We start from the raw sequence: 25,003 nt of genomic DNA on the forward strand, positions 1-25,003 counted from the left end.
CGGTGAATTAGGGACTGGATATGCTATCTAGCTTCAAAAACAGACACTATTTCACCGCAACTTATTGAAGGGCTGCTTGCGCCAGTTCCGGGCATCGTCCTCGAGCTATTGGCGGATGACGGGCTTGTACGGGTCGAGCTTGCTCGGGGCGCTCCTCCTCGCGGGCGGGAGGGCGCGCAGGCGCGGCGAGCGCCTAGCGCGCGAACTCCCGTAAGAGCGCGTCTTCCACTTCCCGAAGCGAAAGGGCCCCGCCTCCCTCGGCGGGACGGGCGACCACAATACAGCGCGCTCCCACGTCGCGCGCGGAGGCGATCTTCTCGGCCGTGCCGCCTACGGTTCCCGAGTCCTTGGTCACAAGCCACTGGGCGCCCACCTGCCGAAGCATCGCCTCGTTGAGCTCGCGGGTGAAGGGCCCCTGCATGCCGATGACGTGCGACGGCGAAAACCCCGCGTCGATGCACTTCGTTATAGCACCGGGCAGCGGGAGAACACGCACGAAGAAGCGCTCCGCGAAATCGGCGACGCGCGTGTAGGGAGCAAGCTCCTTGCTCCCCGTCGTGAGAAGCGCGCGACCCGGGTTCTCGGAGAGAAAGCGCGCCGCACAGGCGATCGACGCGACCGACACGACGCCTTTGGGCAGCGCCTCGACCGGGCGCGTAAGGCGCAGGCATCGTGCACCCACGGCGAGCGAAGCGGCCCGGATGTTGCCGCTTGCGAGCGTAGCGAAGGGATGCGTGGCGTCGACGACGATGCGCGCGCCGGAAAGCTCGCGCTCCATGTCGGCCTCGTCGAGCCTGCCCGCATGCACCTCGATGCCCGGAAGCTCGCCCAAAAGCTCGCCTCCGTACTCGGTTGCCGCGTAGGCACGGGCGGGGATGCCCGCCCCGCTCGCCCATTCGCACAGAAGGCGGCCCTCGGTGGTGCCGGCGAAGATGCGCAGCGCCGGCGCGGATGCGGGCGCCGTCACTTCGGGCCGCCTGGGCGCGTGATCTCGTAGAGCAGCGCGTTCATAATGGCGGCCGCCACGGTCGAGCCGCCCTTGCGACCCCTCGCGACGATGGCTGGCACGCGTCGTGCGAGTAGCTCCTCTTTCGCCTCGACAACGTTCACAAACCCAACCGGCACCCCAACGACGAGCGCGGGCGAGATCTTCCCCGCGTCCATGAGCTCGGCGAGGCGCAGAAGTGCTGTGGGAGCGTTGCCGACGGCCACGATGAGCGGACCCTCGATGCCGCAAGCTTTGTCCATGCTCGCAACGGCGCGAGTCGTGCCCGCGGCGCGCGCCGTTGCGGCGACATCCGGGTCGGCCATGTAGCACACGGCCTGGCAGCCGATCTTCGCGAGCGCGGGCTTGCTTATGCCTGCGAGCGCCATGTTCGTGTCGGTGAGCACCGTGGCCCCTGCGCGCAGTGCGTCGAGCGCACAGTGCGCGGCGTCATGGGTGAACACGAGGGAATCGGCGTACGAGAAGTCAGCAGTGGTGTGGATGACGCGCTTCACGACGGGCTCTTCGAGCGGCGGGAACGTGCGGCCGCCGAGCTCTTCGGTGATGATCTCAAAGCTGCGCCGCTCGATGTCGCCGGGCGCCATCTCCTTGGAATCCATCTAGTACTCCACTCCTTCCCTTGCACATATCCCCTGCTCGTAGGGGTGTTTCTCGCACCGCATCTCGGTTATGTAGTCGGCCTTCTCCACGATCTTGCGGGAAGGCGCGCGCCCGGTGAGCGCTACTTCGACGCCGCGCGCGGACATATCGAGCGCGCGGTCCACGAGCGCCTCGTCGACAAGCCCCTTCGAAAGCGCGTCGAGCGCCTCGTCGAGCACGAGCAGCCCCTCCTGCGCGCCCTCGAGCTCGGCGAGCGCGGAAGCGAGGTTCCCATCGTGCAGCTCGCACGTCGCGGCAAGTTCTTCCGACGTCATCGACCAGGTAAACTTGTCCGACACCTTCCCCGCGAACACGGGCACGCCGAAATGCTCGACGAGCAGGCGCGCCTCCCCGCTTTCGCCGTCTTTCAGGAACTGCACGACGACGACGCGGCGGCCCGCGGCGAGCATGCGAAGGGCGAGGCCCATCGCCGCCGTGGTCTTGCCTTTGCCGTCGCCATGATACACGTGGATCATACGCCCTCCTCGATAATGCGGTAGAGATACTCCATGTCGAACGCCCCACGCACGGCGTCGGCCAGGCGGTCGAACTCGCGCGCACGGTGATCGGCCGCGGACGCCGCGCCCGCAGCACCCACGACGCCCTCGGGCAGGCCGCGCATGCGCGCGAGCGAGCGCGCGAGGGTGAGCGCCACCCCCGGTTCGTCGAACAGGCCGTGGAGATAGGTTCCGAACACGTTTCCACAGGCCGCGCCTTCTGGTTTGCCGCCAATCGTGCCCGCATGGGCGCAGGAGACGGTCGTTTCGCCGTCGTGAATCTCGTACCCGCGCGCCGTCATGCCGTTCCACACCGAGAACGCGCCTTGGGCGCCCGTGATGCGCAGCTCCGACTGGGCGAGGCGCTTTTCCTCCTTGAACACAGTACTTGCAGGGATGAGCCCGAGCCCGCGCGCGGTGCCAGTGCCTTCCCTGCCGTGCGGGTCGGAAAGCTCGTCTCCCAAAAGCTGGTAGCCTCCGCATATGCCGAGCACCGGCGTGCCCGCGCCCGAAAGCGCGCGTACACAGGCTCCGATGCCGCTAGCCGCAAGCCAGCGCGCGTCGTCGAGCGTGGACTTCGATCCGGGAAGCACCACCAGGTCGGGTCGGCCCAGATCGGTCGTCGAGGAAACGTAGCGCACGCCCATGCCGGGCACGCGCGAAAGCGGGTCGAAGTCGGTGAAGTTCGACAGATGCGGAAGGCGCACGACGGCGACGTCGATGACGCCGCGCGCCTCGCGGGCAGATAGGCGCGGCGCGAGCGAGTCTTCGTCGTCCAGGTCGAGCGTAAGAAACGGCACGACCCCCACGACGGGAACCCCGCACATCTTCTCGAGCGGGGCCAAACCCGGGCGGAGGATTTCCACATCGCCGCGGAACTTGTTCACAACAAGCCCCCGCAAAAGCGCGCGATCCTCGGGCGCAAAGAGCGCGACCGTGCCGTAGAGCTGGGCAAATACCCCGCCTGGGTCGATGTCGCCCGCGAGCAGCACGGGGGAGGACACGGCGCGCGCGAGCCCCATGTTGACGATGTCGTTTTCGGCAAGGTTGATTTCGGCGGGGCTGCCGGCGCCCTCGATGACGATGACGTCGTTTTCCTCCGCGAGCGAATCGAACGACTCCAAAATCTGCGGCATGAGCGCCTTCTTTCGCGCGAAGTAGTCCCTCGCAGCGAAGGCTCCCTGCGCCTTGCCGGCAACGATGAGCTGGCTTCGGCGGTCGCTTTCGGGCTTGAGCAGGATGGGGTTCATACGCACGTCGGGCACGATGCCACACGCCTCGGCCTGCACGATCTGGGCGCGCCCCATCTCGAGCCCGTCGGCCGTGACACCGCTGTTGAGCGCCATGTTCTGGCTCTTGAAGGGAGCCACGCGCAGGCCGTCCTGCGAAAGCACACGGCACAGCCCCGCCGCAAGCAGGCTCTTCCCCGCGTTCGACATGGTGCCCTGGATCATGATGGGCTTCGCCCTACCCACGGGTATCGACCTCCTTCGTCGAGCCTCGGCCATACGCGCCCGCCATAGCGCCGCTGCAAGAAGCGCAGCCCCGTTTGTCGGGTTCGCCTTCGCCCGATGCGCCTTCCGCCCGAAGCGCGCGGCCGAACGCCATCGCAAGCCGGGCATTCTCCTTGCGCGTGCGCACCGCGACGCGGCACCAGAAACGGGACAGTACCGAAAACGAGTCGCACGTGCGGACCAAAACCCCCTGTTTATACAGGCGCTCGGGGATGTCTTTCGCCGGTGTCCGGACTAAAAGGAAGTTCGCATCCGACGGCACGACGGAAAGCCCGAGCGAGGAGAGCTCGTGGGAAAGCCACGCTCGCTCGCCCGCCAATACATCGCGCGTGCGCGAGACGTATTCGACGTCTTCCAGGGCGGCGATACCCGCGGCCTCGGCGACCGAGGAGACGGGCCACGCCTGCCCCGCCCGTCGAATCCCCTCGAGGAGTTGGGCGTTTCCGCTGATCAGATATCCTAACCGCAACCCCGCCATTCCGTAGAGCTTGGTGAATGCGGAGAGCACGGCCACATGGCGCGAACACGCGGCGCGTGCGGCCACGCTCCTTTCGCGGGCGTCGGGCGCAAATCCGAGGAAGCACTCGTCCACGACGAGCAGCGCGCCCACCTGCTCGCAGCGGCAAGCCGCGGCATCGATCACGCGGGGGTCGACGAGGCGCCCCGTCGGGTTGTTCGGATTGCAGAGGTACGCCACGTCTCCCGGCCCCTCGATCGCGCGGGCGAAGGAGGCAGGCACGTCGAAGTCGTCCGCTTCGGAGAGCGGGAACTCCTGCACGCATGCGCCGTAGTAAGATGCCGCCTCCGCATATTCAGAGAACGTCGGCGCGCACACGACGATGCGTTTCGGGCGCACCGCCGCAGCGAGCCGCCAGATGATGTCGGACGCGCCCGCGCCGCAGACGATAGTATCTTCGGGAATGCCCTGGGCGCGCGCTAGGGCGCGAACGAGGGCGAGGCTTTCCCTATCGGGGTAGGCGTCGATTCGAGAAAGCGACTTGCAAGCTGCGGCGACGGCGCGCGGCGAGGGGCCTGCCGGATTCACGTTCACCGAGAAGTCGATGAGATCGGAGGCGCCCCCTTCGCAACCGATGCCGAGCGATTGCGCGCTGCCCCCATGCGTACGGGCGCGCAGGATTCCCCCGGCAGCCCGGAGCGCGGCGTGGTCTTCCCTCATGCCATCGCCCCCAAGGCGAGCACGACCGCCGCGCGCGCGGCGCCGAAGACGACGAGCGCGCATACGGACGCGGCGAGCATGAGCCTTGTCGCCCGGGCGATGTCGCCCCACTCGATTTCGCGGGACGCGTCGCCTATCGTCGGTTTCTCAACGAGCTTGCCGAAATACACCGCGGGTCCTGCCAGGCGCAGCCCGAGCGCGCCCGCACACGCTGACTCGGTCTGCGCCGAGTTGGGGCTCGCATGGCGACGCCTGTCGCGGCGCCAGATGCGCGCCGCCCCGCGCGCGTCGAGCCCGACGATCGGGCACACGGCGATCATGAACAGGGCCGATAAGCGCGAGGGAATCCAGTTCACCGCATCGTCGAGGCGCGCCGAGGCGCGACCAAAGTCGATGTAGCGCTCGTTTTTGTAGCCCACCATGCTGTCGAGTGTGTTCACCGCCTTGTACGCCATGCCCAAGGGCGCACCCCCGATCATAAGGTAGAAAAGTGGCGCGATGACGCCGTCGCTCGCGTTCTCCGCCACCGTTTCCACGGCGGCGCGCGCGACGCCCTGCTCGTCGAGAACAGACGTGTCGCGTCCCACGATGAGCCCGACGGCTTCGCGCGCCGCGACAAGGCCGCCCTTCGAGAACGCGTGGGCCACGGCCAGGCTCTGGCGGCGCAGCTCGCATGTCGCGAGAACCTGATAGCTCGCCCATGCCTCGGCCACGAAGCGCAAGCCGGAGTGAACCATGCCGCAAAGATGTAGGATACCCCAGGTCAAAAGCCCACACGCAAGCGGAAGCGCCACGGCGAGCACAAGCCCTGCGGCACGCGTGCCCGCGGACGTTTGCGGGAATGCGCCTCGAAGGCGGCCTTCGGCCCACGTGATCGCGCGCCCCATGGCGACGACGGGATGGGGAAGCCAGCGCGGGTCGCCGAAGGCAAGGTCGGCCGCGAACCCGGCGGCGACGGCAAGAATCGTCATCACCGGGCATCGCCCCCCGAAGCGGGGCGAACGTCGCGAAGGCAGCGCCCATCCCAGGTGGCGGCCCATGCGCCGCCCGGCTCGGTATGCACGTCGAAATATCCCATTTTCGGGACAGCTAGCTCGGAGAGTAGCGCTTTCACGGTACCCGCGTGAACGACGAAGACGGCGCGCCCACTCCCCTGGGCGCGCTCCGATTCGCACGCCTCCCGATACGCCGCGACGACGCGGCGGGTGAAATCGCTCTTGCCCTCGCCATGCGGGCAGCGCGTCTCGCACCAGGAGTCTACCCAGGCGCGGTAACGCACATCCTCTTTAAGCTCGGCGGCGCTTCGCCCCTCGAAGTCACCGAAATCCATCTCGCGCAGACCGGGGCACGCCATAAGCTCCGCGTTCGGGAAGAGGATGCGAGCCGTCTGGTCGGTGCGGGCCATGCCGCTCGTGATAACACGGAACACGTCACGATCGCACGCGAGGTCGCGCAAAGCGCGCTCGCCCGCACTCGACAGGGGCTCGTCGGTGCCCGCCCCGCTGTAGCGATGGTCTTCCGTGCCCGCCGTGGCACCATGGCGCACGAAGACGACTTCCAAAGGCGCGCCCGCGCCCTGCGTCCCTCGAGGCGCATCGGCAAGGTTTCCTTTGATGACCTGGGGAATCCCGCACGTCATGCGCACGACGACGTCGGCGCGCGCAGCGAGCGCGCATCCCAGGCGCCCCGCGCGCTCGCGCCATTGGGCGTCTTCCGCACGCATGGGGACGACCCCCGAGCCGACCAAGGGCAGAATCACTGCGTCGAAGCCGATCAGCCGCTCGAGCGCCCGGTCAGCGTCGAGCGCGCGTACGAGTTCCTCAGCACGGTACGCGACACGGCCGGCAAAAGCCGCGGGCACGCCGCCCTCCGCAAGCTGCGCCGCGTCGACGAAATCGTCCGCCGCGAACCCGAGCCTTTCGCGCACGAAGGTCCTCTTCCCCGAATGCGCGCCACCTACCACGAGAATCATAGGAGCATGCCCCCCGCCACCAGCATGGCAAGCATCGCGAGCTCGGCCCATTGCAGAAACCATCCGGCCAAATCACCCGTCACCCCGCCGAAGCGGGACAGGGCAACATGGCGGTACCACGCGAGCGCCAAAAGCCCCGCCACCGCCATAAGGGCGCCGACGGCCTGAGCGCACGCGACCATCCCTGCAGCCGAAGCCGCAGCGAAAGCGCAAAGCGGCACGACGATCGCCGCGCGCTTCTTCGCAGGCGAGAGCCCCACGGCCATGCCGTCCGCCCGCGCGGCAGGCCAGCATTCTACGGCGAGCCCCGAAAGCGCGCGGGAGAACACGAGCGAGCACAGAAGCGCGAGGAACGCCCCCGCCGTAAGCGGCAGCGCGGTGAACAGGGAAAACTGCAGAATAAGGTACACGACAACACCGATGACCCCGAAGGCGCCCGCCCGCGGGTCGTGCATGATCTCGAGCTTTCGCTCGCGCGGGGCCCAACTTGCAAGCGCATCGGAGGTGTCGCAGAGCCCGTCTAGATGGATGCCTCCCGTCACCGCCACAGGCAACGCCACGAGCACGGCCGCGACGATGGTCGCGGGCACGCCGAGCAGGTTCGCCACGTGCCCCCACGCCGTCATGAGGAAGCCTTCCGCAAGGCCCACCAGGGGAAACGCGGCAAGCGCATGGGTTGACCCGAAATCGGTCCAGGCCGATTTCGGGACGGGGATGCGCGAGAACGTTCCGAACGCCGCGCCGATTGCCTCTGCTATCTTCACCTTGTAGGTCCTTCGCCTTTCATCCACACGGGAATCCCGCATACCACTTCGACTGCGCGGTCGGCCAGCGCCGCCACGCCCGCGTTCACGCGCGCGAGCGCGCGCCTCCATGCCTCGGTCCCCTCATCGTAGCGCATCCCATCGGCGAACACGTCGACGGTGACCACCACCGTATACGCAGCGGCCTGAGCGAGCCGTTCGATGCCTCCGAGCACCTCGCGCGCCGCAGCGTCGGGGTCACGTGGGGACAAGCCGCCTTCCGCGAAGAACTCGTTCGCAACCAGGTTGCCCACGTCCTCCAAAAGAAGCGTGCAGCCGCACGGAAGCCCGGACGCTGCGGCGCCCACGTCACGCGTGCGCTCGAGGGTGGAAAACCCCTTGCCCTCGCGCAGCGCCCGATGGCGCGCGATGCGGCGGGCGCCCTCTTCCCCGAAGGGCTCCATCGTTGCCAGGTACACGCGGGGGCCGTCGTGCCCGAGGCACAGGGACTCGGCATAGGCGCTCTTGCCGCTCGCGGCGGCGCCGATGACGAGTGTCACCGTCATTTCCCAGCCTCGAAATGCTCGTAAGCAGCCATGCCAGTCGCCGTGAACGTCTTCCCATCCCGGTACACGCGCAGCGCCGAATCCAGAAGGGGCAGATACGCCATGGCGCCCGCGCCCTCGCCCAAGTGCATGCCTGCGACGAGGGGTGCCTTTATGCCGAGCTCGCGAAGGAGCTCCTGGCTTGCGGGTTCGCTCGATGCGTGGGTGCCCACGAGGTAGCCCAAGGCGTTGGGGCAAAGGCGCACCGCGCACAGGGCCGCCGTGCAGGATATGACCCCGTCGAGGAGCGCCGGCGCCTTCGAGGCCGCGGCCCCCAGGTAGAAGCCGCACATCGCCGCGATGTCGAATCCGCCCACCTTCGAGAGCACGTCGATCGGGTCGGCGGGATCGGGCGAGTTCGCGTCGATAGCGCGCTCGACCACGTCGCGCTTACGCGCGAGCGAGGCGTCCGAGAGCCCCGCGCCGCGGCCGACGAGGCTCCGCGCGTCCGCCCGGATGAGCACTGCGGCCACCGCCGCCGAGGTGGTCGTGTTGCCGATGCCCATCTCGCCCGCGGCGAGAAGGCGCACGCCGGCGCGAGCAAGCCCGCACGCGACGGCGATTCCGACCTCGATCGCGCGCGCAGCCCCATCGCGAGACATAGCGGGGCCGTGCGCGATGTTGCCGCTCCCCCGCCGCACGTTCGCGCGTACCATGCGCGCGTCTTCTATGCCCCGGGCCATACCCACGTCGACGGGCACGACCTCGGCACCCGCGAACGCCGCCATGCGGCAGGCGCTCGTGGCTCCCTCGCACATGTTGCGCGCGACGGCTCGCGTCACGTCTTGTCCGCTTTGCGACACGCCTTCGGCAACGACCCCGTTGTCGGAGAAGAATACCGCGAGCGCACGGGGAAACTCGGCCACCTCGGCGCTCCCCTGAGCTGCGGCGATACACGCGACGGCGTCTTCAAAGTCGCCCAATCCCCCCAAGGGGTGCGCGATGGAGTCCCACGCGGCGTACGCGGCGGCGCGGGCGCACTCGTCTGCGGGCGCGATGCGGGAGAGCGCGGCTTCGAGCACGGCGCCCGGCGCCGACGAGAACGCGCGCTCGACTTCCTCGCGGATGCTGGCAAGCGCGGTTTCGGTTGCTTCAGCCATGCCGTCTCCTCTCTGCGAACGACGCTGCGGCAGACGCGAACGCGCGCGCAACGTCGGGGTTCGCAGGATAGTACACATGCGGGAAGCCCGCAACCAGGGACGGGGTGGTCGTCATGCACGGCCAGCCCTTGTCGCGCCGGGGCTTCTGCGCCCAGAAGTCGCCGCCCGGGCAGGTGGACTGCCAGTAGTGGAACTCGTGCGCGCTGATGCGTGTGCCGCACGGCCCGTAGAGCCCGTCGCGTTGGGAAGTGAGCTCCACGTACCCGAAATGGGACAGCCTTCCCCCGTTCTCGCTTGCGCCCTCAAGGGCGCCCACAACAGGCCAGCGCCGCCCCTCGCTATCGGAGATTTCGCGCTGCAGGTACAGAAACCCACCGCATTCGGCAACCGTCGGCATGCCGGATTCCACCGCACGCCGCACCGCCTCGCGCATCGGCGCGTTCTCGGAGAGCTGCCGCACATGGAGCTCCGGGTAGCCGCCTCCCAGATAGAGGGCGCTTGTCCCCCGCGGCAACTCGCTATCACACAGGGGGCTGAAAAAGGCCAGCTCGCAACCCAGGTCCTCGAGCGCGCGCAGGTTCTCCTCGTAGTAGAACGAGAACGCCTCGTCACGCGCAACGGCGACGATGGGCCGCGCTCCCGCGATCGGCTCCAACCGGTAAGGTTCCTCGCAGATATCGGGTGCCGTCGCCGCTATTTCGAGCAAGCGGTCGACGTCGACGCTCTTTTCCACCAGCTCGGCCATCTTGTCGATGCGCGCGGAGAGCTGCTCGACCTCGTCGGCGGTCACAAGCCCCAGATGCCGGCTTTCGAGCGAGAACGCCTCGTCGGCGGGAATATTACCCAAAACCGCGACGCCCGTGTGCTTCTCGATCGCAGGCGCCGCGTAGGCGCAGGCAGCGGCGCTCGTCTTGTTCAGCACGACGCCGCGCACGTTCGCACAAGGCAGGAACTCGGCGATGCCGCGAATTACGGCGGCGAGCGATAAAGACGCCCCGCGCCCGTTCACCACTAAAACGACCGGCGTTTCCGTGTCGCGCGCAACCTGGTAGCTGCTCGCGTCGGCCACGCCGGGCGCCATGCCGTCGTAGAAGCCCATGACCCCCTCGAGCACCGCGACATCCGCGCCCGCGGCGCCGCGTGCGAGCAGGGCGCGCAGCGTCGGGGCGTCGGTGAAGAAGCCGTCTAAGTTGCCCGAGCGCGCGCCCACGACGCGACGATGAAAGAGCGGATCAATGTAGTCGGGGCCGCATTTGAAGGCCGCGCATGCAAGGCCGCGGCGCGCGAGCGCGCGCAGGAGCGCGCACGTAACGACCGTCTTGCCGCTCCCGCTTGAGGGCGCAGCGACCATGAAGCGCGGGATGGTCGTGCTCACCGGGCGCCGCCTTCCCCACCTGCACCACGCGCGCTGACGAGGAACACGGGGTTTTGCGCCTTCATAAGATGGTGCGAGCCTACAGCCTCGGCGCGGGCGGCCGACACCTGGCAAGCCTCGAACCCCTTAAAGCGCGAACTCGAGAGGAGCGCGCACGCCTCGGTGAGCGTCTCAACGGTGACGCATGGCACGCACAGGCGAACCTGCGAGTTCTTCTCGAGCGCCACCTCCACGATGGAGGGAAGCTCGCCCGCGCTCCCGCCGACGAACACGGCGTCGGGGACGGGCAGTATCGCGAGCGCTTCGGGGGCGACACCGAGGACCGCATGCACGTTGCCGCACCCGAATGCATCCGCGTTCTCTCGGATGAGCCGCACGCCGGCCGCGTTGCGCTCGACCGCCCATACCGACCCCGCTCGCGCGACGAGCGCCGCCTCGATCGACACGCTCCCCGTGCCGGCGCCGACGTCCCACACGGTGTCGGTCGCGGTAAGGCGCAGCTTCGCGAGCGCGACGGCGCGCACCTCCTGCTTGGTCATGGGAACGTCGCCGCGGATGAAGAGCTCGTCGGGAATGCCCGAGGAAGCGTACGGCCAGCGGGAACTCGCGGCGCGGGATGCGCCCGCAGAGTCCGCCGCGGAAGAAGCCGCCGCGGACGCAGACACGCCGGCCGGCACCTCGGAGGCTGCGCTAGAGCCCGCAGGCGACCCGGCGCCGCCTGCGAAATCGATAAGCATCACGTTCAAGTCGTCGAACGTCTGACCTGTGATTTCACTTGCGGTCGCGCAGGTGATGCGCTCGTCGGGGTACGACAGGCGCTCGGCCACCGTCACGCACGCGTCCCCGAAGCCCGCCTGCACAAGCTCGCCCGAAAGCCGCGAGGGATCTTCCCCGCCCGACGTGACGAGGAAGAGCTCACCTGCGCGCTCGGCCTCGGCCACGATGTCGCACGCCACGCCGTGAGCGCTCGCGAAGCGCCAATCCTGCCATGGACGCGCGAGGCGCGCGGCGAGATACGACGCTGAGCTTATGCCGGGAATGACGCGCACGTCCACCTGCGCGTCGCCGGAGAGCGCCTCCACCAGGCGGCGCGCGCCGCTGAACAGCCCCACATCGCCCGTCATCACGACCACGACGCGCTGCCACGACGCCGCATCGGTGAGCGCGGCGACGATGTCCGCCGTCTTCACGAGCTCGCATCTCACCACGTCGGGCGGCACGTCGATGCCGGCAAGCGCGCGATGAGCGCCGATGACCACGTCGGCGATGTCGATCGCGTCGAGCGCCGCGCGCGAGAGCAAGTCGGGGTTTCCGGGCCCCGCCCCGATGATCGTTACCTTTCGCATGGAATCTCCCGATACCCGCGCGGCGTGACCATACGGCCGCCTACGAGCTTCGTGTCCGCGTTGCCGACGAACACGGTGGTGAACATGTCGGCGTCGATCTCCCCCAGCTCGGAGAGCCTGCACATGCCCGACTGCTGCCCCTCGCGCCCGATGTTGCGTACCCAGCCGCAGAGCGTGTCGGGGGCCTTCCATTCGAGCATAATCTTCGCCGCGCGTGAGAGCCTGTCGGCGCGCTTTCTGCTGCGCGGGTTGTACAAACAGATGCAGAAGTCGGCGCTCGCCACGGCGGCGAGCCTGCGCTCGATGACCTCCCATGGCGTGAGCAGGTCGGAGAGCGACACGACCGCGAAGTCGTGGGCAAGCGGGGCGCCGAGCACCGCCGACCCGCTCTGAGCCGCGGTGGCCCCGGCGATAACTTCCACGTCTACATCGGGGTAGTCCTCCGCAAGCTCCAGCACGGGGCTCGCCATGCCGTACACGCCCGCGTCGCCGCTGCACACGAGCGCCACGGCTTCTCCACTCTGCGCGCGCGAAAGCGCAAGGCGGCACCGTTCGACCTCGTGCATCATCGGCGTCGCGAGATGCGCCGCGTCGGGCACGGCGGCGAGCGCGAGCTCCACGTATTTCGTGTAACCCACAACGACGTCGGACGCCTCGAGCGCACGTCGAGCCGCAATCGTCATGCCGTCGGGGCCGCCCGGGCCGATTCCCACCACGAAGAGCTTTCCCATCACCGCTCCTTAAACGAAAGTTTAATAGTTGCCTTGGAAAACGCGACGGTCACGCCGCCGTGAGCGAGCTTCGGGAAGATAAGTTTGCCCCCCTCCGCGAGCGCTGCCCGCTCGCACACGTTGTCGACCCCCACCGTCGCGCGCACGAAATCAGATGGCGAAACGCTGCCTTCGACCTGCGACAACTCCTCTGCGGAATACGTCGCAAGCGGGATATTGCGCGCGCAGCAGAAGGCGAGCAGACCCTCCTCGTGCGCCTTCACGTCGATCGTCGCCGCCTCGCGCACGGCCGAAGGCGAGATACCCACCTGCCCGCACGCGAGAAGAAACGCCTCCTCGATCGCTTCGGCGCACGCACCGCGACGGCATCCTATGCCCGCAACGATGCAGGGCACGACAAGGCGAAGCGGCTCGGGCGCAGGCGCCTGCGCCCGCACGCCCGCCGGCTTCCCCGTCTCACCGGCGGGCACGACCTCGCCCGTTGTCTCCGCCGCACGAACGGACGCACTTGCATTCGCGCCAGCGAACGGCGACACGACGATATCGGCCCGAGCGCGGTCGGACGCAATGTCAACCCCCTCAGGCGGCTGTCCCGAAATCGGCATGTCGGAATAGAGCGCCACGCGCCCGCCCGAAAGCAGCCGCGCCGACACTCGCTTGATGGCCTCGGGATTCGAAACGGCGAGCCCCGCACAGCGCGCCCACGTATCCACCGCCCACACGCCGCGGACGTCGGTCGCCGTGGTGATGACGGGGATGGCCCCTGCCGCGCGTGCCACAGTTTGCGCAAGCTCGTTCGCACCGCCCAAATGCCCCGACAAAAGCGGGACGGCAAAGCGCCCCGCCTCGTCGATCGCCACAACCGCGGGATCGTTTGCCTTCGAGGCGACATGCGGCGCGATCGCCCGCACGGCGATGCCCGCCGCGCCCACGAACAGAAGCGCGTCCGACGCTTCCCACGCGAGCGCCGTCCATGCGCGCAGGTCGGCCTTCCCCTCGCCGAACCCGCGCGAAACGGAAACGTCCCAGCCAGGGTCGTCTTCACCTGTCTGCGCGCAATCGGAAAGCGCGTGTGCGGTGCGCACCGCCAACGCATACCCCCTCTCAGTGAACGCTATGCAGGAAACCCTCATCTAGCGCACCACCATCGTCGAGAAGTAGCTGCCCCGATCGGGCACATCGTCGAGCGAGCGGTACACGCGCTCGCCCGGAAGCCCACAGTCCTCTACAAGCTCGGCACCGTCGAAGGCACCCTCCTCGCAAAGGAAGCGCTTCGTGTCCGCAAGCGAGCGGCGCGCCTTCATGACCACCTTCGTCCCCGGCCAGCCGATTGCACGGCGCACCCCGTACAGAACGCCTTTACTCATACGTCGCCCCCAATTTCCCGATAACTGCATCGGCGCCCGACGTGCGGAAAAGCTCGCGGCGCTCGGCGTCGAACACGACCGCGGCGATGTCGCATGCGCCCGCCGCGCGGCGGCGCAACCTGTCCTCAATTGCCGCAGCGAGCGAGGCGCGCGCAGCGTCCCCAACGCCGGCGGCCTCGATTACCTCGAGCGCCGCCGTGGTCGTGACGGACGACATGATCTCGCGCACGGTCTTCGCGCCCGCGCCGGCCATGGCCGCGTGGGCGGCCAGAATCTCCGCGCGGCAGTCGGCGGTACGCGAATGGGTGTCCATGATGCCGCCCGCGACCTTCACCAACTTGCCGATGTGTCCCACAAGAAGGACATTGGTAAATCCCTCGCGAACGCAGCAGTCAATCGCATCGCCCACAAAGTTGGAGATGAAGACCACCGGCGCACCGTTTAGGTGGAAATGCCCCGAGATGAACTGCCCGCCGTAGTTGCCGGGCGTGAGCACGACTCCGCGCCGCCCCATAGCCGCATGCTGCCGGATCTCGAGCTCGATGCTGTCGCGCAAGGCAGCGAGGCTGCGCGGCTCGACGATGCCCGTCGTGCCCAGGATGGAGATGCCGCCCTCTATCCCCAGATGCGGGTTGAAGGTCTTTTTGGCAAGGGCAACACCCTCGGGTACCGAAATCGTCACAGCAATATTTCCAGAAAAGCCGTGCGCGGCGCACACCTCGCGCACCGCCGAAGTGATCATCGCGCGCGGCGTCGCGTTGATGGCGGCCGCCCCCACCGGCTGCTCGAGCCCGGGCAATGTCACGCGCCCCACGCCCACGCCGCCATCGACGGAAACTTCCGATTCGCGCGCGGGCACGTCCTTGCTGCCCGCAGCACCCGTGCCCGACCCCGCATGTTCCACGTGCGCGTACACGAGTACGCCGTCAGTCACATCGGCATCGTCGCCTGCGTCCTTTCGCACGGCGCACTGGGCGCACCCCTCGCCGATGCATGCGTCGACCACGTTCGCCTCGACGGGCAGCCCGCCGGGGGTGACGATCGACACGCGGCCGACGGGCTTTCGTGACAAAAGCATCTCGCAGGCCGCCTTCGCCGCGAGCGCGGCGCAGCTCCCCGTGGTGTAGCCGCAGCGCAGGCGGGTCGTCCCGGTATATATGTAGTGCTCGAAGGCCACGCTAGCTGCTCGCCTTCCGATACCCCGTGGCAAACGAAGGGTCGTAAAGCTTGCTGCGCTCGTACGACTCTGCTTGCGCGCCGTTGTGCGAAAACCCGCCGCGAGCTCCGAGCACGCGGCCCACCACCACGAGCGCCGTGCGGTCGATGCCCTCTCGCGCGCCCGCATCGGCGAGCGTGCCCACTGTGCATCGCACCACGCGCTCCTCAGGCCAGGTCGCCTTGTACACGAGCGCGGCCGGCTCGTCGGAGCTGCGGCCCGCGGCCAAAAGCTCGGCGGAAAGCTCGGCGAGCATACCCGAGCTCAGGAAGATGACCATAGTCGAGCCACTTTCCGCCATGGTGCGCATGCCCTCGCCCGCGGGCATGGGGGTACGTCCGGAAAGCCGCGTGATCACGACCGACTGGCTGATTCCCGGCAGCGTATATTCCTGGCGAAGCGCCGCCGCGGCACCGCAAAAGCTCGACACGCCGGGCACCACCTCGTAGTCCACGCCGCGCGCGTCGAGCGCGTCCATCTGCTCCTGGATGGCGCCGTACAGGCACGGGTCGCCCGTGTGCAGGCGCACCACTTCCTCGCCCCGCGCATCTGCCGCGCACATCACGTCGAGCACTTCCTCCAAGGTCATGTGCGCGCTGTCGTAGACGATGCAGGATTCCTTGCACTCGGCGAGCAGCTCGGGGTTCACAAGGCTCCCCGCCCAAACGACCACGTCGGCCGCGCGCAAAAGGCGCGCCCCGCGCAGCGTGATAAGGTCGGCGGCGCCCGAGCCAGCGCCAACGATATGAATCATCCGAGCCTTCCCTTCCCGTTTCTCATCGCAACCGTTTACGCTGCCATTCGCGCAGCGGCCAAAACACGGCGCCCGCAGCGGCAATCGGCGCAAATACGCAGGCAGGAGGCGCAATGCCGCCCGCCCTGGCTTTGACACGTTCAAAAGTGCCCACTATCATAGTAAAAGATTCGGCAACGAGCATATGACAATCGGATAAAAGGAAATGACCGGCGCGGCGCCCGCACAGCCCGCGCTGGCTTGCGGAGGGAACCAGGTGGGAATCCTGGGCAAGGGACATTACTGTATAGGACGCACGGGCGAACCGCCTCGCGCCCCAAGCCAGACTGCTTCGCCTTTTCCTCACGGCATCGCCGTGGCGTTAGCTCCTTGTGAACCCCGAGGGGTGCGCTTTTCTTTCGCTTGTGCCGACAAGCAACTGTCGCCGGGGGACCGGCAAACCGAGGAAAGGAAAAACCATGTCCGACCAGATGTCACGCCGCGGCTTCATGGGCGCCGCAGCAACCGGAGCCTTCGCGCTCGCCGGAGTCGCGCTCGCGGGCTGCTCCAGCACCTCCGCGAGTTCCGAGAAATCGAGCGAAAAGGAGAAGGCCGTGAAGCCGGTCATCCTCGTCACGAGCTTCGGCACGAGCTACAACGACTCGCGCCACATCACCATCGGCGCCATCGAAGACGCTATCCGCGAGAAGTACTGGCAGGACTACGACATCCGCCGCGCCTTCACCGCGCAGATCATCATCGACAAGCTGAAGAAGCGCGACGGCATCACGATCGACAACATGACCGAGGCGCTCGACCGCTGCGTGGAAGACGGCGTGAAGGAAATCGTCGTGCAGCCGACGCATCTCATGGCTGGCCTGGAATACGCCGACGTGAAAGACGAGCTCGACAAGTACGCCGACAAGTTCGACAAGATCTCGCTCGGCGACCCGCTGCTCACCTCCGACGACGACTACAAGAAGGTGGCCGCCGCCATTAAGGAGAACATGGCGTCCTTCGACGACGGCAAGACGGCGCTGTGCCTCATGGGCCACGGCACCGAAGCCGATTCCAACGCCGACTATGCCAAGATGCAGGAAGTGTTCAAGAACGAGGGCTTGACGCAGTTCTTCGTCGGCACCGTCGAGGCTGAACCGACCTGCGAGGATGTTATCGCCGCCGCGAGCGCCGCAGGGTACAAGAAGGCCGTGCTCGCGCCGTTCATGGTGGTCGCGGGCGACCACGCGAACAACGACATGGCAGACGAGACCGACCCCGACAGCTGGGCTGCGAAGTTCGTGGCCGCCGGCTTCGAAGTGACGTGCCTGCTCCAGGGTCTGGGACAGAACGCCGCGGTCGACGACATCTACGTCTCACACGTGGACGACGCCATCGCCAAGCTGTAAACTCGCCGCGCACGGGGGCGCCGGTCGCGTCCCTGTGCAACGGGCATGCGCCTTCCCCGACCGACGGCGCATGCCCGTTGCATTCGCGTCCCGCCCGCCCACCGCACGAGCGGGCGGTCGAAGCGATTGAAAGGAACCTCCCTCCATGTTGAAGAAAACCCTCGCCTTCGCCCTGTCAGCGGCGCTTTTCGCGTTCTCGCTCGCCGGCTGCGGCGGAAATTCAATCGACAGCGCAAAGGCAAGCGATGCCGATTCCCAGGAAAAGACCGAACAGGCGGCCGATGCGCCCGAGGGCGCAAGCGCTGCCCCCATCACCGCCGACAAGGTGGCCGACGGCACCTATCCGATCACCGTAGATTCCAGCTCGAACATGTTCAGGATTGTGGACGCCCAGCTCATCGTGGAAAACGGCTCCATGCACTGCGTGATGACACTTTCCGGCACGGGCTACGGCAAGCTCTTCATGGGCACGGGTGACGAGGCTGCCGCCGCGAGCGAGGCCGACTTCATCCCCTATGTGGAAAACGCGGAAGGCAAGTACACCTACGACGTGCCCGTTGAAGCGCTCGACGAGGACACCGCCTGCGCCGCGTGGAGTATTAGAAAAGAGCAGTGGTACGACCGCACGCTCGTGTTCGAATCCGCCGGCGTCGATCTGCGCGCCGACGCACTGAAGTAACGCCATGCGGTCGATTCTTCCCAAGGGGGAAAACAGGAAGCGCCACAGCATCGCGGCGCGCGCGATCGCCTGCGTTCTCGTCGCCCTGCTCGCGCTTCCCTTCGCGGGGTGCAGTGCGAGCCCGAACGCGACCGGTGCCACGACGGGCTCTCAGGAATACACTGTGAGCGTCTCGCTTTCCGGCGGGTCAGGGCGCGCAAGCATCGCCTCACCCACCACAATTGTGAAGGATGGCGACACCTACACCGCGACGGTCACCTGGTCGAGTTCGAACTACGACAAGATGACCATCGACGGCGTGGACTACGCGCCCATAAACGACGGCGGCAACTCCACGTTCGAGATACCCGTCACGCTCGACGAGGACATCGCCGTGTCGGCCGAGACCGTCGCCATGTCGACGCCGCACACCATCGACTACACGCTCCACTTCGACTCATCCACCATGAAGGAGAAATCGGGCGACGATGCAAGCGGCGACTCCCCCGCGGGAACGGCTTCAAGCGCCGCGGCCGACTTCCACAACCCAGATTTGGGCTGCGGCTGGGAGCCGACGGGGACGCTTCAGCTTGAATACGCCAAGCACTTCACTGTCGACGAGTTCGAAGGCGGCCTGCGGCTTATCTGCGTTTCGAACGGGGAGCGCTTCCTCGTGGTACCGCAAGATGCGAAGGTACCTGATGGGTTGAGCTCTGACATCGCGGTCATAAGGCGCCCCGCCGACAAGGTGTACCTCGTGTCGTCGGCGACGATGTGCCTGGTCGACGCGCTCGATGCGAACGACAATATCTTCATGTCGGGCACGAAGGCCGACGATTGCTCGGTCGCGGGCTTCAAAAGCGCGCTCGAAAGTGGGGCGATCGCCTACGGCGGCAAGTACAGCGCGCCCGACTACGAGCGAATATCGGCCTCGGGCTGCACGCTCGCCATCGAGAACACCATGATCAACCACACACCCGATGTGAAGGAAAAGCTGCAGAAGCTCGGACTCGTCGTGCTCACCGAACAGTCGTCGAGCGAGCCCGAAGCACTCGGGCGCGTCGAGTGGATTAAGCTTTTCGGCGTCCTGTTCGACAAGGAAGACGAGGCCGCGCACCTGTTCAACGAGCAGAAGGCCCGCGTCGAGCAAACGTCGAGGCTTGCGTCGTCAGGTAAAACCGTGGCGTATTTCTACATTAACTCGAACGGGGCCGCCGTCACGCGGCGGGCGGGCGACTACGTGGCGCAGATGATCGAGCTTGCAGGCGGCAACTACGCGCTCGATGACGCGCAGACGGCGTCGACGTCAGGTTCGTCAGTAACGCTCGAAATGGAGCGCTTCTACGCGACGGCGAAGGATGCCGACATCATCGTCTACAACGGCACCATCGACGAATCGGTTGCCACCTTGAACGACTTTGTAGGCAAAAACGCGCTATTGTCGCAGTTCAAAGCCGTGAAGAACGGCAACGTCTGGGTCACAAGCGCCGACATGTACCAGCAGATGACTTCTACCGCCGACATTATCGACGAGCTGCACGGGGCGTTCACCGGCGATGACGCGAGCGACTTCCATTATCTGAGGAAGCTCGGCTAGCACCATGAGAAGCCGACTTTCCATGACATACGACGAATCGGGGCGCGCCGCGCGGTGTCGCGTCGTGACGGCGCTGCTCGCCGTTGCCCTCATCGTGCTCGTCGGGGCCAACCTGTGCATCGGGAGCGTGCTCGTGCCCGCAGACCACATCCCCGGCATCCTTTCGGGCGGCGCGGCCAATTCCATGGAAAGCCAAGTCATCTGGGAGATTCGCCTGCCGCGCGTGCTTTCAGCCGTGCTTCTCGGCGGGGCACTTTCGCTCTCCGGGTTCCTGCTGCAGACGTTTTTCAACAATCCCATCGCCGACCCGTTCATCATGGGCGTCTCCTCGGGCGCAAAGTTCGTCGTCGCGCTTACGATGATCGTACTTCTGGGCGCGAACCAGGCCATGTCCTCGCCGGCCATGGTGGCCGCAGCGTTTCTGGGCTCGCTTATCACCATCGGCTTCGTGCTCCTCATCGCACGGCGCATAAGTTCCATGGCCATGCTCATCGTGGCGGGCGTCATGGTGGGATACATCTGCTCGGCGGCGACGAACTTCCTCATCGCCTTCGCCGACGACCAGTCCATCGTGAACCTGCACAACTGGTCTTTGGGTAGCTTTTCGGGTTCGAGCTGGGACGACATCGCGGTCATCGCGGTCGTGGTGATCACCGTGAGCGCATGCGTATTCGCGATATCGAAGCCCCTTTCCGCCTTCCAGCTGGGAGAAGCCTACGCGAAAAGCGTCGGCGTGAACGTCGCACCCTTCCGCGTGGTGCTCGTCCTTCTAGCGAGCATGCTCTCCGCCTGCGTGACCGCGTTCGCTGGTCCGGTGTCGTTCGTAGGCATCGCGGTTCCGCATCTCGTGAAGTCGGCGCTGAAGTCGTCGAAGCCCATCCGCGTGATTCCTGCGTGCTTCTTGGGAGGCGCCATCTTCTGCGCGGGCTGCGATTTGATCGCACGCACGCTGTTCTCCCCCGTCGAGCTTTCCATCAGCGCCGTCACCGCCATCTTCGGCGCGCCGGTGGTTATCGCACTCATGTTGAAGAAGCGGGTGAGGTAGATGGGGAAATTCGTGCCGCAGCCCAAAACGCTCGGAGGGGAGTCGAACCTCGAAACCCCGGTCGAAACGCAGGCTGACGGAGCGCCGCTTTTCCGCATAAGCGACCTGTCGGCGGGTTACGACAAGAAGGTCGTAGTCGAAGGCGTCGATCTGGAGGTTCGCGCGGGCGACGTCGTGGCGCTCATCGGGCCGAACGGCTCGGGCAAGTCGACCATCTTGAAAACAATCACACGCCATCTGGCACCGCATGCCGGCACGGTCGAGCTCGACGGGCGAGAGATTTCCCGATGGAAGACGGCGGAGTTCGCAAGGAACCTTGCCGTTATGCTGACAGATCGCCCCCGGACCGAGCTCCTCACCTGCCGCGATATCGTAGAGGCGGGAAGGCATCCCTACACCGGGCGAATGGGCACACTCACGCCCGATGACCATAATCGGGTCGACGAGGCCATGAAAACCGCACATGTGGAAGGGCTCGCCGAGCGCGACTTCATGCAGATAAGCGACGGGCAACGCCAGCGCGTCATGCTCGCACGCGCCATCGCGCAGGATCCGCGTGTGCTCGTGCTCGATGAGCCCACGTCGTATCTCGATATCCGCTACCAGATCGACCTGCTGCGAATACTTCGCCACCTTGCGAAATCGCGGAATGTTGCTGTCATCATGTCCATCCACGAACTCGAGCTCGCGCAGAAAAGCGCCGACAAGGTGATTTGCGTGAAGGACGGCCGGGTCTTCCGCGCCGGCGCACCCGAGGACATATTCACGCGCGAGACGATTGGCGAGCTCTACGGCCTTCAACATGGCACCTTCAACGAGCGCTTCGGCAGCGTGGAAATTGGGCGCCCACACGGCGATGCGCACACGTTCGTCATCGCCGGCGCAGGTACGGGGTCAGCTGTGTTTCGCCAGCTCATCCGGCAGGGCAAGGCGTTCTACGCGGGCATTCTGCACGAAGGGGACATCGACTGCGAGCTCGCGCGCGACCTGGCGACGGAATGCGTGGCCGAGCGCGCCTTCGAGCCGATCGGGGATAAAACCATAGCCCGCGCCAAAGAGCTCCTCGTCCACTGCGCGCGCCTTATCGTGTGCCCCGCCGCCTTCGGCACCATAAACGCCCGCAACGCAGAGCTCGTCGAGTTCGCACGATCGCATGGTATCGAGGTCATGCAAGCGTGCGAAGGCGCATCGGAGGATTCCAATGTGGAGTGGGAAGGATAAACTGGACTTTCTTTTAAGGATCCTCAAGCGTATTGCCGCTCGTATTCCACTGGAGACATGTAGCCCAGGGTGGAATGCATGCGCACCCTATTGTAATAGAGCTCTATGTACTTGAAGATGTCCTGCTTGGCCTCGTCCCTCGTCCCATAGCTCCTCTCTTTCACCAATTCCCTTTTCAGCGTCTTGAAGAACGACTCGGCCACCGCGTTGTCCAGCGGCGTGCCGGGCCTTGATACCGACTGGACTATGCCATGCGAGTCCAGACACCGCTGGAAGGAACGGGAGGTGTACTGCGCGCCCTGATCGTCATGGAAGACGAGGCTGCCGTCATCTGGCGGACCCTCCCTGCCGACCGCCTGCTCCATCGCGTCGATCGCGACCTTCTCGGTGATGCGCTCGGACATCGACCAGCCCACGACCTTGCGGGAGAAGGCGTCTATCACGGCTGCGAGATAGAGCCACCCTTCTCTTGTGGGTATGTAGGTGATGTCGCCCACCCAAAGCCTGTTGCGCTCGCCCACGGTGAAAGCGCGCTCTACCAGGTTCAACCGAGGGTCTCCCGGCTCGACCTTCTTCTGGATGCGGTGTTTTCGGGTCGCGCCCTTTCCGGCAAGTCCGAGCTTCTGCATGATGCGGAGCACGCGCTTCTCGCTCACGACGATGCCGCTTTTTCGCAGTTCGCGGTTGATGCGCCGGTAGCCGTAACGGCCCTTGTGCCGCTCGAAGGCCTCGGCGACGAAACCTTCGATCGCCTCCCGCTCTATCTGGGCGTCGGACTTCTTCCGGCCGAGATACTCGTAGAAACCGGATTTCGAGACTTTCATCAGCCCGCATGCCTTCTTGATGGGGCCGATCTCGCCCCTATGCTCTTTGAGGAACTCGAACCTCACGCATGGTCTTGACTCAAGAAGGCCCGGAAATTTTTTAGTATCTCGTTCTCGCGCTCGAGCTCCTCGACCTTCTTCTTGAGCTTCACGATCTCGTAGTCCTTGTTGATCTTCGGGGAGCCGTTTCCGGGGAACGCGCCGTCTCCCATCTCCTCGTATTCGCGGGCCCATCTTCTCAGCGTCGAATCCTTTATGCCGAGTTCCTCCGATAGGCCTTTGACCGTCATTTCCCCGGACAGGACCACCTTTGCCGCCGAGACCTTGAACTGCCTGTCGTATCGCTTTCTTCTTTGGGTCATCTTGAACACCTTTCGCTCTTAACTAGGTGTCCAATTCATCATACCCACTCCAATGGATACGCCTAGGCGCGGTCCAAGAAATCGTCCGCATCCCCATCTGACACTATTTCACCGCAACTTAGAAGGTGTCGGCGTATAACGCTTCACCCCAAATTAAATTGATTCGTTGAATAGACACACTACAAATCTTTAGACTTCGTTTAATCCACAAGTGGGTATTATCACACATTAAGCACACGTGAAAGGATATACCCATGTCGCTTACACGGTCAGCAGAGCGTGCAGCGCTCAACAAGCTCATCGATTATCTCGACGACAACCCGCAAGAAAACATCGACAAAATCATGGACCTCGTGAACAAGCTGGTCCCCAATCGCGTATTTCCTGTACAGCGAGAGGCATTCACCAATGTCATCAAGAGCCGCGGCAATTGGTATGACCTGATCATGCGTGTGTTCAGCCTTAATCCCCAGATGCGAACCAAACTGCTTAAGACCCTCATTGTCGACGCCAACCTGCTAGCTTGGCCAGAGCAGGAAAAGAACCGCGAAAAGTACCAGTGCAACGTTCCGTGGGCCATCCTGCTCGATCCCACGAGCGCCTGCAACCTGCATTGTACGGGCTGCTGGGCCGCCAAGTACGGCTACAAGCAGAATCTCTCGTTCGAAGACATCGACTCTATCGTTACGCAGGGCAAAGGGCTCGGTACGCATATCTACATCTATACCGGCGGCGAGCCGCTCGTCCGCAAGCACGACCTGATCAGAATTTGCGAAAAACATCAGGACTGCGTGTTTCTCTGCTTTACCAACTCCACGCTGATCGACGAGGCCTTCTGCGACGATATGATTCGCGTAGGTAATTTTGTCCCCGCCATCAGCGCCGAGGGCAATGAGCACACCACCGACGCCCGTCGCGGCGAGGGTACCTACGCAAAGATCGAGCACGCCATGAAACTCCTGCGCGAGCGCGACTTGCCGTTTGGTATCTCCACCTGTTGGACCAGCGCCAATGCCGATACGGTTGCTACCGAGGAGAACATGGACTGGATGATCGGCGAGGGAGCACTCTTCTGCTGGTACTTCCACTTTATGCCGGTTGGCCGCAATGCAACCCCCGAGCTCATGCCCACGCCCGAGCAGCGCGAGCACATGTATCACTTTATCCGCGAAATGCGTGAGAAGAAGCCGCTGTTTACGCTCGACTTCCAAAACGACGGCGAGTTTGTAGGCGGATGTATCGCCGGCGGCCGCCGCTACCTGCACATCAACGCCGCCGGAGACGTGGAGCCGTGCGTGTTCATCCACTACTCAAACGCCAACATCCACGATGTGAGTTTACTCGACGCGCTGCGCTCTCCCCTCTTTATGAAGTACTACGAGAACATGCCGTTTAACGACAACTACCTCAAACCATGCCCCATGCTCGAGAATCCCGACGTGCTGCCCAAACTGGTCGCCGAGAGTGGCGCAATGAGCACCGACCTAATCGAGAAGGAGTCACCCGAGCAGCTGCGCGAAAAGACCCAGGCTGCCGCCGAGGCATGGTCACCTGTCGCCGACCGCATCTGGAACGACTCCGACGATCCGTTATACGCCAAGCGTCACGAGGACAAGTCGCAGGGCATGGCCGATAGCGACATGCACAAGTTCGAAAAACAGGGCCGCATACTCAAAAACGGCGATTAATGCTGCCCTACACGACAAACGCTCAGAAATGAAGCGGAGCAGTCTCGAGGCTCATCTTCGAGGCTGCTCCGCCTTACCATCAAAACAGTTTTACTAAGTTGCGGTGAAATAGGGACCAGAACGGCCTTCCAATAACCAAAACAATCCCTATTCCACCGCAACTTCTATAAGTTGTTGAATT

24 protein-coding genes and 1 pseudogene are annotated in these 25,003 nt (G+C 65.3%); 6 read left to right on the forward strand and 19 right to left on the reverse strand.

Features of this window, described 5'->3' with window-relative positions:
• Positions 1–193: 193 nt before the first annotated feature.
• Genes cobK through cobM form a run of 17 tightly spaced genes read right to left on the reverse strand, consistent with a single transcriptional unit; the run spans position 194 to position 16,042 of the window.
• Positions 194–967, reverse strand: coding sequence for a precorrin-6A reductase (gene cobK, locus GT495_RS02720; RefSeq protein WP_055286487.1), 774 nt, complete (start codon positions 965–967; stop codon positions 194–196).
• Positions 964–1,605, reverse strand: coding sequence for a precorrin-8X methylmutase (locus tag GT495_RS10620; protein WP_055286486.1), 642 nt, complete (start codon positions 1,603–1,605; stop codon positions 964–966). The genes cobK and GT495_RS10620 overlap by 4 nt, the downstream gene beginning before the upstream one ends.
• Entirely contained in the window at positions 1,606–2,121 is a 516-nt protein-coding gene (locus tag GT495_RS10625) for a cob(I)yrinic acid a,c-diamide adenosyltransferase (RefSeq protein WP_192924113.1), read from the reverse strand.
• Positions 2,118–3,617, reverse strand: coding sequence for a cobyric acid synthase (locus tag GT495_RS02730; RefSeq protein ID WP_370457572.1), 1,500 nt, complete (start codon positions 3,615–3,617; stop codon positions 2,118–2,120). Before GT495_RS02730 ends, GT495_RS10625 begins: the two co-directional genes overlap by 4 nt.
• Entirely contained in the window at positions 3,610–4,833 is a 1,224-nt protein-coding gene (locus GT495_RS02735; protein WP_161161405.1) for a histidinol-phosphate transaminase, read from the reverse strand. The genes GT495_RS02730 and GT495_RS02735 overlap by 8 nt, the downstream gene beginning before the upstream one ends.
• Entirely contained in the window at positions 4,830–5,804 is a 975-nt protein-coding gene (gene cbiB / locus GT495_RS02740) for an adenosylcobinamide-phosphate synthase CbiB (protein ID WP_161161406.1), read from the reverse strand. Before cbiB ends, GT495_RS02735 begins: the two co-directional genes overlap by 4 nt.
• Positions 5,804–6,805 (reverse strand): histidine phosphatase family protein, encoded by a 1,002-nt coding sequence (locus GT495_RS02745; RefSeq protein WP_161161407.1) that lies wholly within the window; start codon positions 6,803–6,805, stop codon positions 5,804–5,806. Before GT495_RS02745 ends, cbiB begins: the two co-directional genes overlap by 1 nt.
• Entirely contained in the window at positions 6,802–7,680 is an 879-nt protein-coding gene (locus GT495_RS02750) for an adenosylcobinamide-GDP ribazoletransferase (RefSeq protein ID WP_370457573.1), read from the reverse strand. Before GT495_RS02750 ends, GT495_RS02745 begins: the two co-directional genes overlap by 4 nt.
• A complete protein-coding gene (locus tag GT495_RS02755) occupies positions 7,566–8,114 on the reverse strand; it encodes a bifunctional adenosylcobinamide kinase/adenosylcobinamide-phosphate guanylyltransferase (protein ID WP_161161409.1) in 549 nt (182 codons plus the stop codon). The genes GT495_RS02750 and GT495_RS02755 overlap by 115 nt, the downstream gene beginning before the upstream one ends.
• Positions 8,111–9,253, reverse strand: a complete 1,143-nt coding sequence (locus tag GT495_RS02760) for a nicotinate-nucleotide--dimethylbenzimidazole phosphoribosyltransferase (protein ID WP_161161410.1) — start codon at positions 9,251–9,253, stop codon at positions 8,111–8,113. Before GT495_RS02760 ends, GT495_RS02755 begins: the two co-directional genes overlap by 4 nt.
• Positions 9,246–10,628, reverse strand: coding sequence for a cobyrinate a,c-diamide synthase (locus tag GT495_RS02765; protein WP_370457574.1), 1,383 nt, complete (start codon positions 10,626–10,628; stop codon positions 9,246–9,248). Before GT495_RS02765 ends, GT495_RS02760 begins: the two co-directional genes overlap by 8 nt.
• A complete protein-coding gene (gene cbiE / locus GT495_RS02770) occupies positions 10,625–11,974 on the reverse strand; it encodes a precorrin-6y C5,15-methyltransferase (decarboxylating) subunit CbiE (RefSeq protein WP_161161411.1) in 1,350 nt (449 codons plus the stop codon). The genes GT495_RS02765 and cbiE overlap by 4 nt, the downstream gene beginning before the upstream one ends.
• Positions 11,962–12,705, reverse strand: coding sequence for a precorrin-3B C(17)-methyltransferase (gene cobJ / locus GT495_RS02775; RefSeq protein ID WP_055310656.1), 744 nt, complete (start codon positions 12,703–12,705; stop codon positions 11,962–11,964). Before cobJ ends, cbiE begins: the two co-directional genes overlap by 13 nt.
• Positions 12,705–13,790, reverse strand: coding sequence for a cobalt-precorrin 5A hydrolase (locus tag GT495_RS02780; RefSeq protein ID WP_370457575.1), 1,086 nt, complete (start codon positions 13,788–13,790; stop codon positions 12,705–12,707). The genes cobJ and GT495_RS02780 overlap by 1 nt, the downstream gene beginning before the upstream one ends.
• Before the next feature lie 48 nt (positions 13,791–13,838).
• Complete coding sequence (locus GT495_RS02785; protein WP_187359579.1) at positions 13,839–14,072, reverse strand: hypothetical protein; 234 nt, start codon at positions 14,070–14,072, stop codon at positions 13,839–13,841.
• Entirely contained in the window at positions 14,065–15,249 is a 1,185-nt protein-coding gene (gene cbiD, locus GT495_RS02790) for a cobalt-precorrin-5B (C(1))-methyltransferase CbiD (RefSeq protein ID WP_225093541.1), read from the reverse strand. The genes GT495_RS02785 and cbiD overlap by 8 nt, the downstream gene beginning before the upstream one ends.
• Position 15,250: 1 nt before the next feature.
• Positions 15,251–16,042 (reverse strand): precorrin-4 C(11)-methyltransferase, encoded by a 792-nt coding sequence (cobM, locus tag GT495_RS02795; protein WP_161161413.1) that lies wholly within the window; start codon positions 16,040–16,042, stop codon positions 15,251–15,253.
• 458 nt (positions 16,043–16,500) lie between these two features.
• On the opposite strand from cobM, the gene GT495_RS02800 reads away from it, so the two are divergent.
• The 5 genes from GT495_RS02800 to GT495_RS02820 all read left to right on the forward strand — a co-directional run bounded on the left by GT495_RS02800 (position 16,501) and on the right by GT495_RS02820 (position 21,948).
• Positions 16,501–17,427: a sirohydrochlorin cobaltochelatase gene (locus GT495_RS02800; RefSeq protein ID WP_035138221.1), complete on the forward strand. Its 927-nt coding sequence runs from the start codon at positions 16,501–16,503 to the stop codon at positions 17,425–17,427.
• 145 nt (positions 17,428–17,572) lie between these two features.
• Complete coding sequence (locus tag GT495_RS02805; RefSeq protein ID WP_035138217.1) at positions 17,573–18,106, forward strand: hypothetical protein; 534 nt, start codon at positions 17,573–17,575, stop codon at positions 18,104–18,106.
• Positions 18,107–18,110: 4 nt separating this feature from the next.
• Complete coding sequence (locus tag GT495_RS02810) at positions 18,111–19,682, forward strand: ABC transporter substrate-binding protein (protein WP_161161414.1); 1,572 nt, start codon at positions 18,111–18,113, stop codon at positions 19,680–19,682.
• A 22-nt stretch (positions 19,683–19,704) separates the two neighbouring features.
• Positions 19,705–20,727 carry an iron ABC transporter permease gene (locus GT495_RS02815; protein WP_161161415.1) on the forward strand — a complete coding sequence of 341 codons (1,023 nt, stop codon included), beginning with the start codon at positions 19,705–19,707 and terminating at the stop codon, positions 20,725–20,727.
• Between the two features lie 12 nt (positions 20,728–20,739).
• Entirely contained in the window at positions 20,740–21,948 is a 1,209-nt protein-coding gene (locus tag GT495_RS02820; protein ID WP_370457576.1) for an ABC transporter ATP-binding protein, read from the forward strand.
• 23 nt (positions 21,949–21,971) lie between these two features.
• Here GT495_RS02820 and GT495_RS02825 read toward each other — a convergent pair whose 3' ends face one another.
• Together GT495_RS02825 and GT495_RS10810 are read right to left on the reverse strand one after the other, a co-directional pair.
• Positions 21,972–23,006, reverse strand: coding sequence for an IS3 family transposase (locus GT495_RS02825; protein ID WP_161161417.1), 1,035 nt, complete (start codon positions 23,004–23,006; stop codon positions 21,972–21,974).
• Positions 22,895–23,134, reverse strand: a pseudogene (locus GT495_RS10810) (transposase); the annotation flags it as partial. The gene GT495_RS02825 and the pseudogene GT495_RS10810, both read right to left, overlap by 112 nt.
• Before the next feature lie 254 nt (positions 23,135–23,388).
• Here GT495_RS10810 and GT495_RS02835 point away from each other — a divergent pair.
• A complete protein-coding gene (locus GT495_RS02835; RefSeq protein WP_161161418.1) occupies positions 23,389–24,822 on the forward strand; it encodes a radical SAM protein in 1,434 nt (477 codons plus the stop codon).
• Positions 24,823–25,003 lie beyond the last annotated feature (181 nt).

Source organism: Collinsella sp. BIOML-A6 (genome assembly GCF_009875845.1).
Lineage (GTDB): Bacteria > Actinomycetota > Coriobacteriia > Coriobacteriales > Coriobacteriaceae > Collinsella > Collinsella aerofaciens_H.

Excerpts from the sequence above, each read along its gene's own strand:
- GT495_RS10620 (WP_055286486.1), bottom strand. The coding sequence starts at position 1,605 with ATGGATTCCAAGGAGATGGCGCCCGGCGACATCGAGCGGCGCAGCTTT.
- GT495_RS10625 (WP_192924113.1), bottom strand. The coding sequence starts at position 2,121 with ATGATCCACGTGTATCATGGCGACGGCAAAGGCAAGACCACGGCGGCG.
- GT495_RS02745 (WP_161161407.1), bottom strand. The coding sequence starts at position 6,805 with ATGATTCTCGTGGTAGGTGGCGCGCATTCGGGGAAGAGGACCTTCGTG.
- cbiB (WP_161161406.1), bottom strand. The coding sequence starts at position 5,804 with ATGACGATTCTTGCCGTCGCCGCCGGGTTCGCGGCCGACCTTGCCTTC.
- GT495_RS02800 (WP_035138221.1), top strand. The coding sequence starts at position 16,501 with ATGTCCGACCAGATGTCACGCCGCGGCTTCATGGGCGCCGCAGCAACC.
- GT495_RS02760 (WP_161161410.1), bottom strand. The coding sequence starts at position 9,253 with ATGGCTGAAGCAACCGAAACCGCGCTTGCCAGCATCCGCGAGGAAGTC.
- cbiE (WP_161161411.1), bottom strand. The coding sequence starts at position 11,974 with ATGCGAAAGGTAACGATCATCGGGGCGGGGCCCGGAAACCCCGACTTG.
- GT495_RS02750 (WP_370457573.1), bottom strand. The coding sequence starts at position 7,680 with ATGGAGGCGCGCGCTCGCGCGCGTGAACGCGGGCGTGGCGGCGCTGGC.
- cobM (WP_161161413.1), bottom strand. The coding sequence starts at position 16,042 with ATGATTCATATCGTTGGCGCTGGCTCGGGCGCCGCCGACCTTATCACG.
- GT495_RS02805 (WP_035138217.1), top strand. The coding sequence starts at position 17,573 with ATGTTGAAGAAAACCCTCGCCTTCGCCCTGTCAGCGGCGCTTTTCGCG.
- GT495_RS02735 (WP_161161405.1), bottom strand. The coding sequence starts at position 4,833 with ATGAGGGAAGACCACGCCGCGCTCCGGGCTGCCGGGGGAATCCTGCGC.
- GT495_RS02815 (WP_161161415.1), top strand. The coding sequence starts at position 19,705 with ATGACATACGACGAATCGGGGCGCGCCGCGCGGTGTCGCGTCGTGACG.
- GT495_RS02825 (WP_161161417.1), bottom strand. The coding sequence starts at position 23,006 with ATGGGCCCGCGAATACGAGGAGATGGGAGACGGCGCGTTCCCCGGAAA.
- GT495_RS02755 (WP_161161409.1), bottom strand. The coding sequence starts at position 8,114 with ATGACGGTGACACTCGTCATCGGCGCCGCCGCGAGCGGCAAGAGCGCC.
- GT495_RS02835 (WP_161161418.1), top strand. The coding sequence starts at position 23,389 with ATGTCGCTTACACGGTCAGCAGAGCGTGCAGCGCTCAACAAGCTCATC.
- GT495_RS02810 (WP_161161414.1), top strand. The coding sequence starts at position 18,111 with ATGCGGTCGATTCTTCCCAAGGGGGAAAACAGGAAGCGCCACAGCATC.
- cobJ (WP_055310656.1), bottom strand. The coding sequence starts at position 12,705 with ATGGGAAAGCTCTTCGTGGTGGGAATCGGCCCGGGCGGCCCCGACGGC.
- GT495_RS02785 (WP_187359579.1), bottom strand. The coding sequence starts at position 14,072 with ATGAGTAAAGGCGTTCTGTACGGGGTGCGCCGTGCAATCGGCTGGCCG.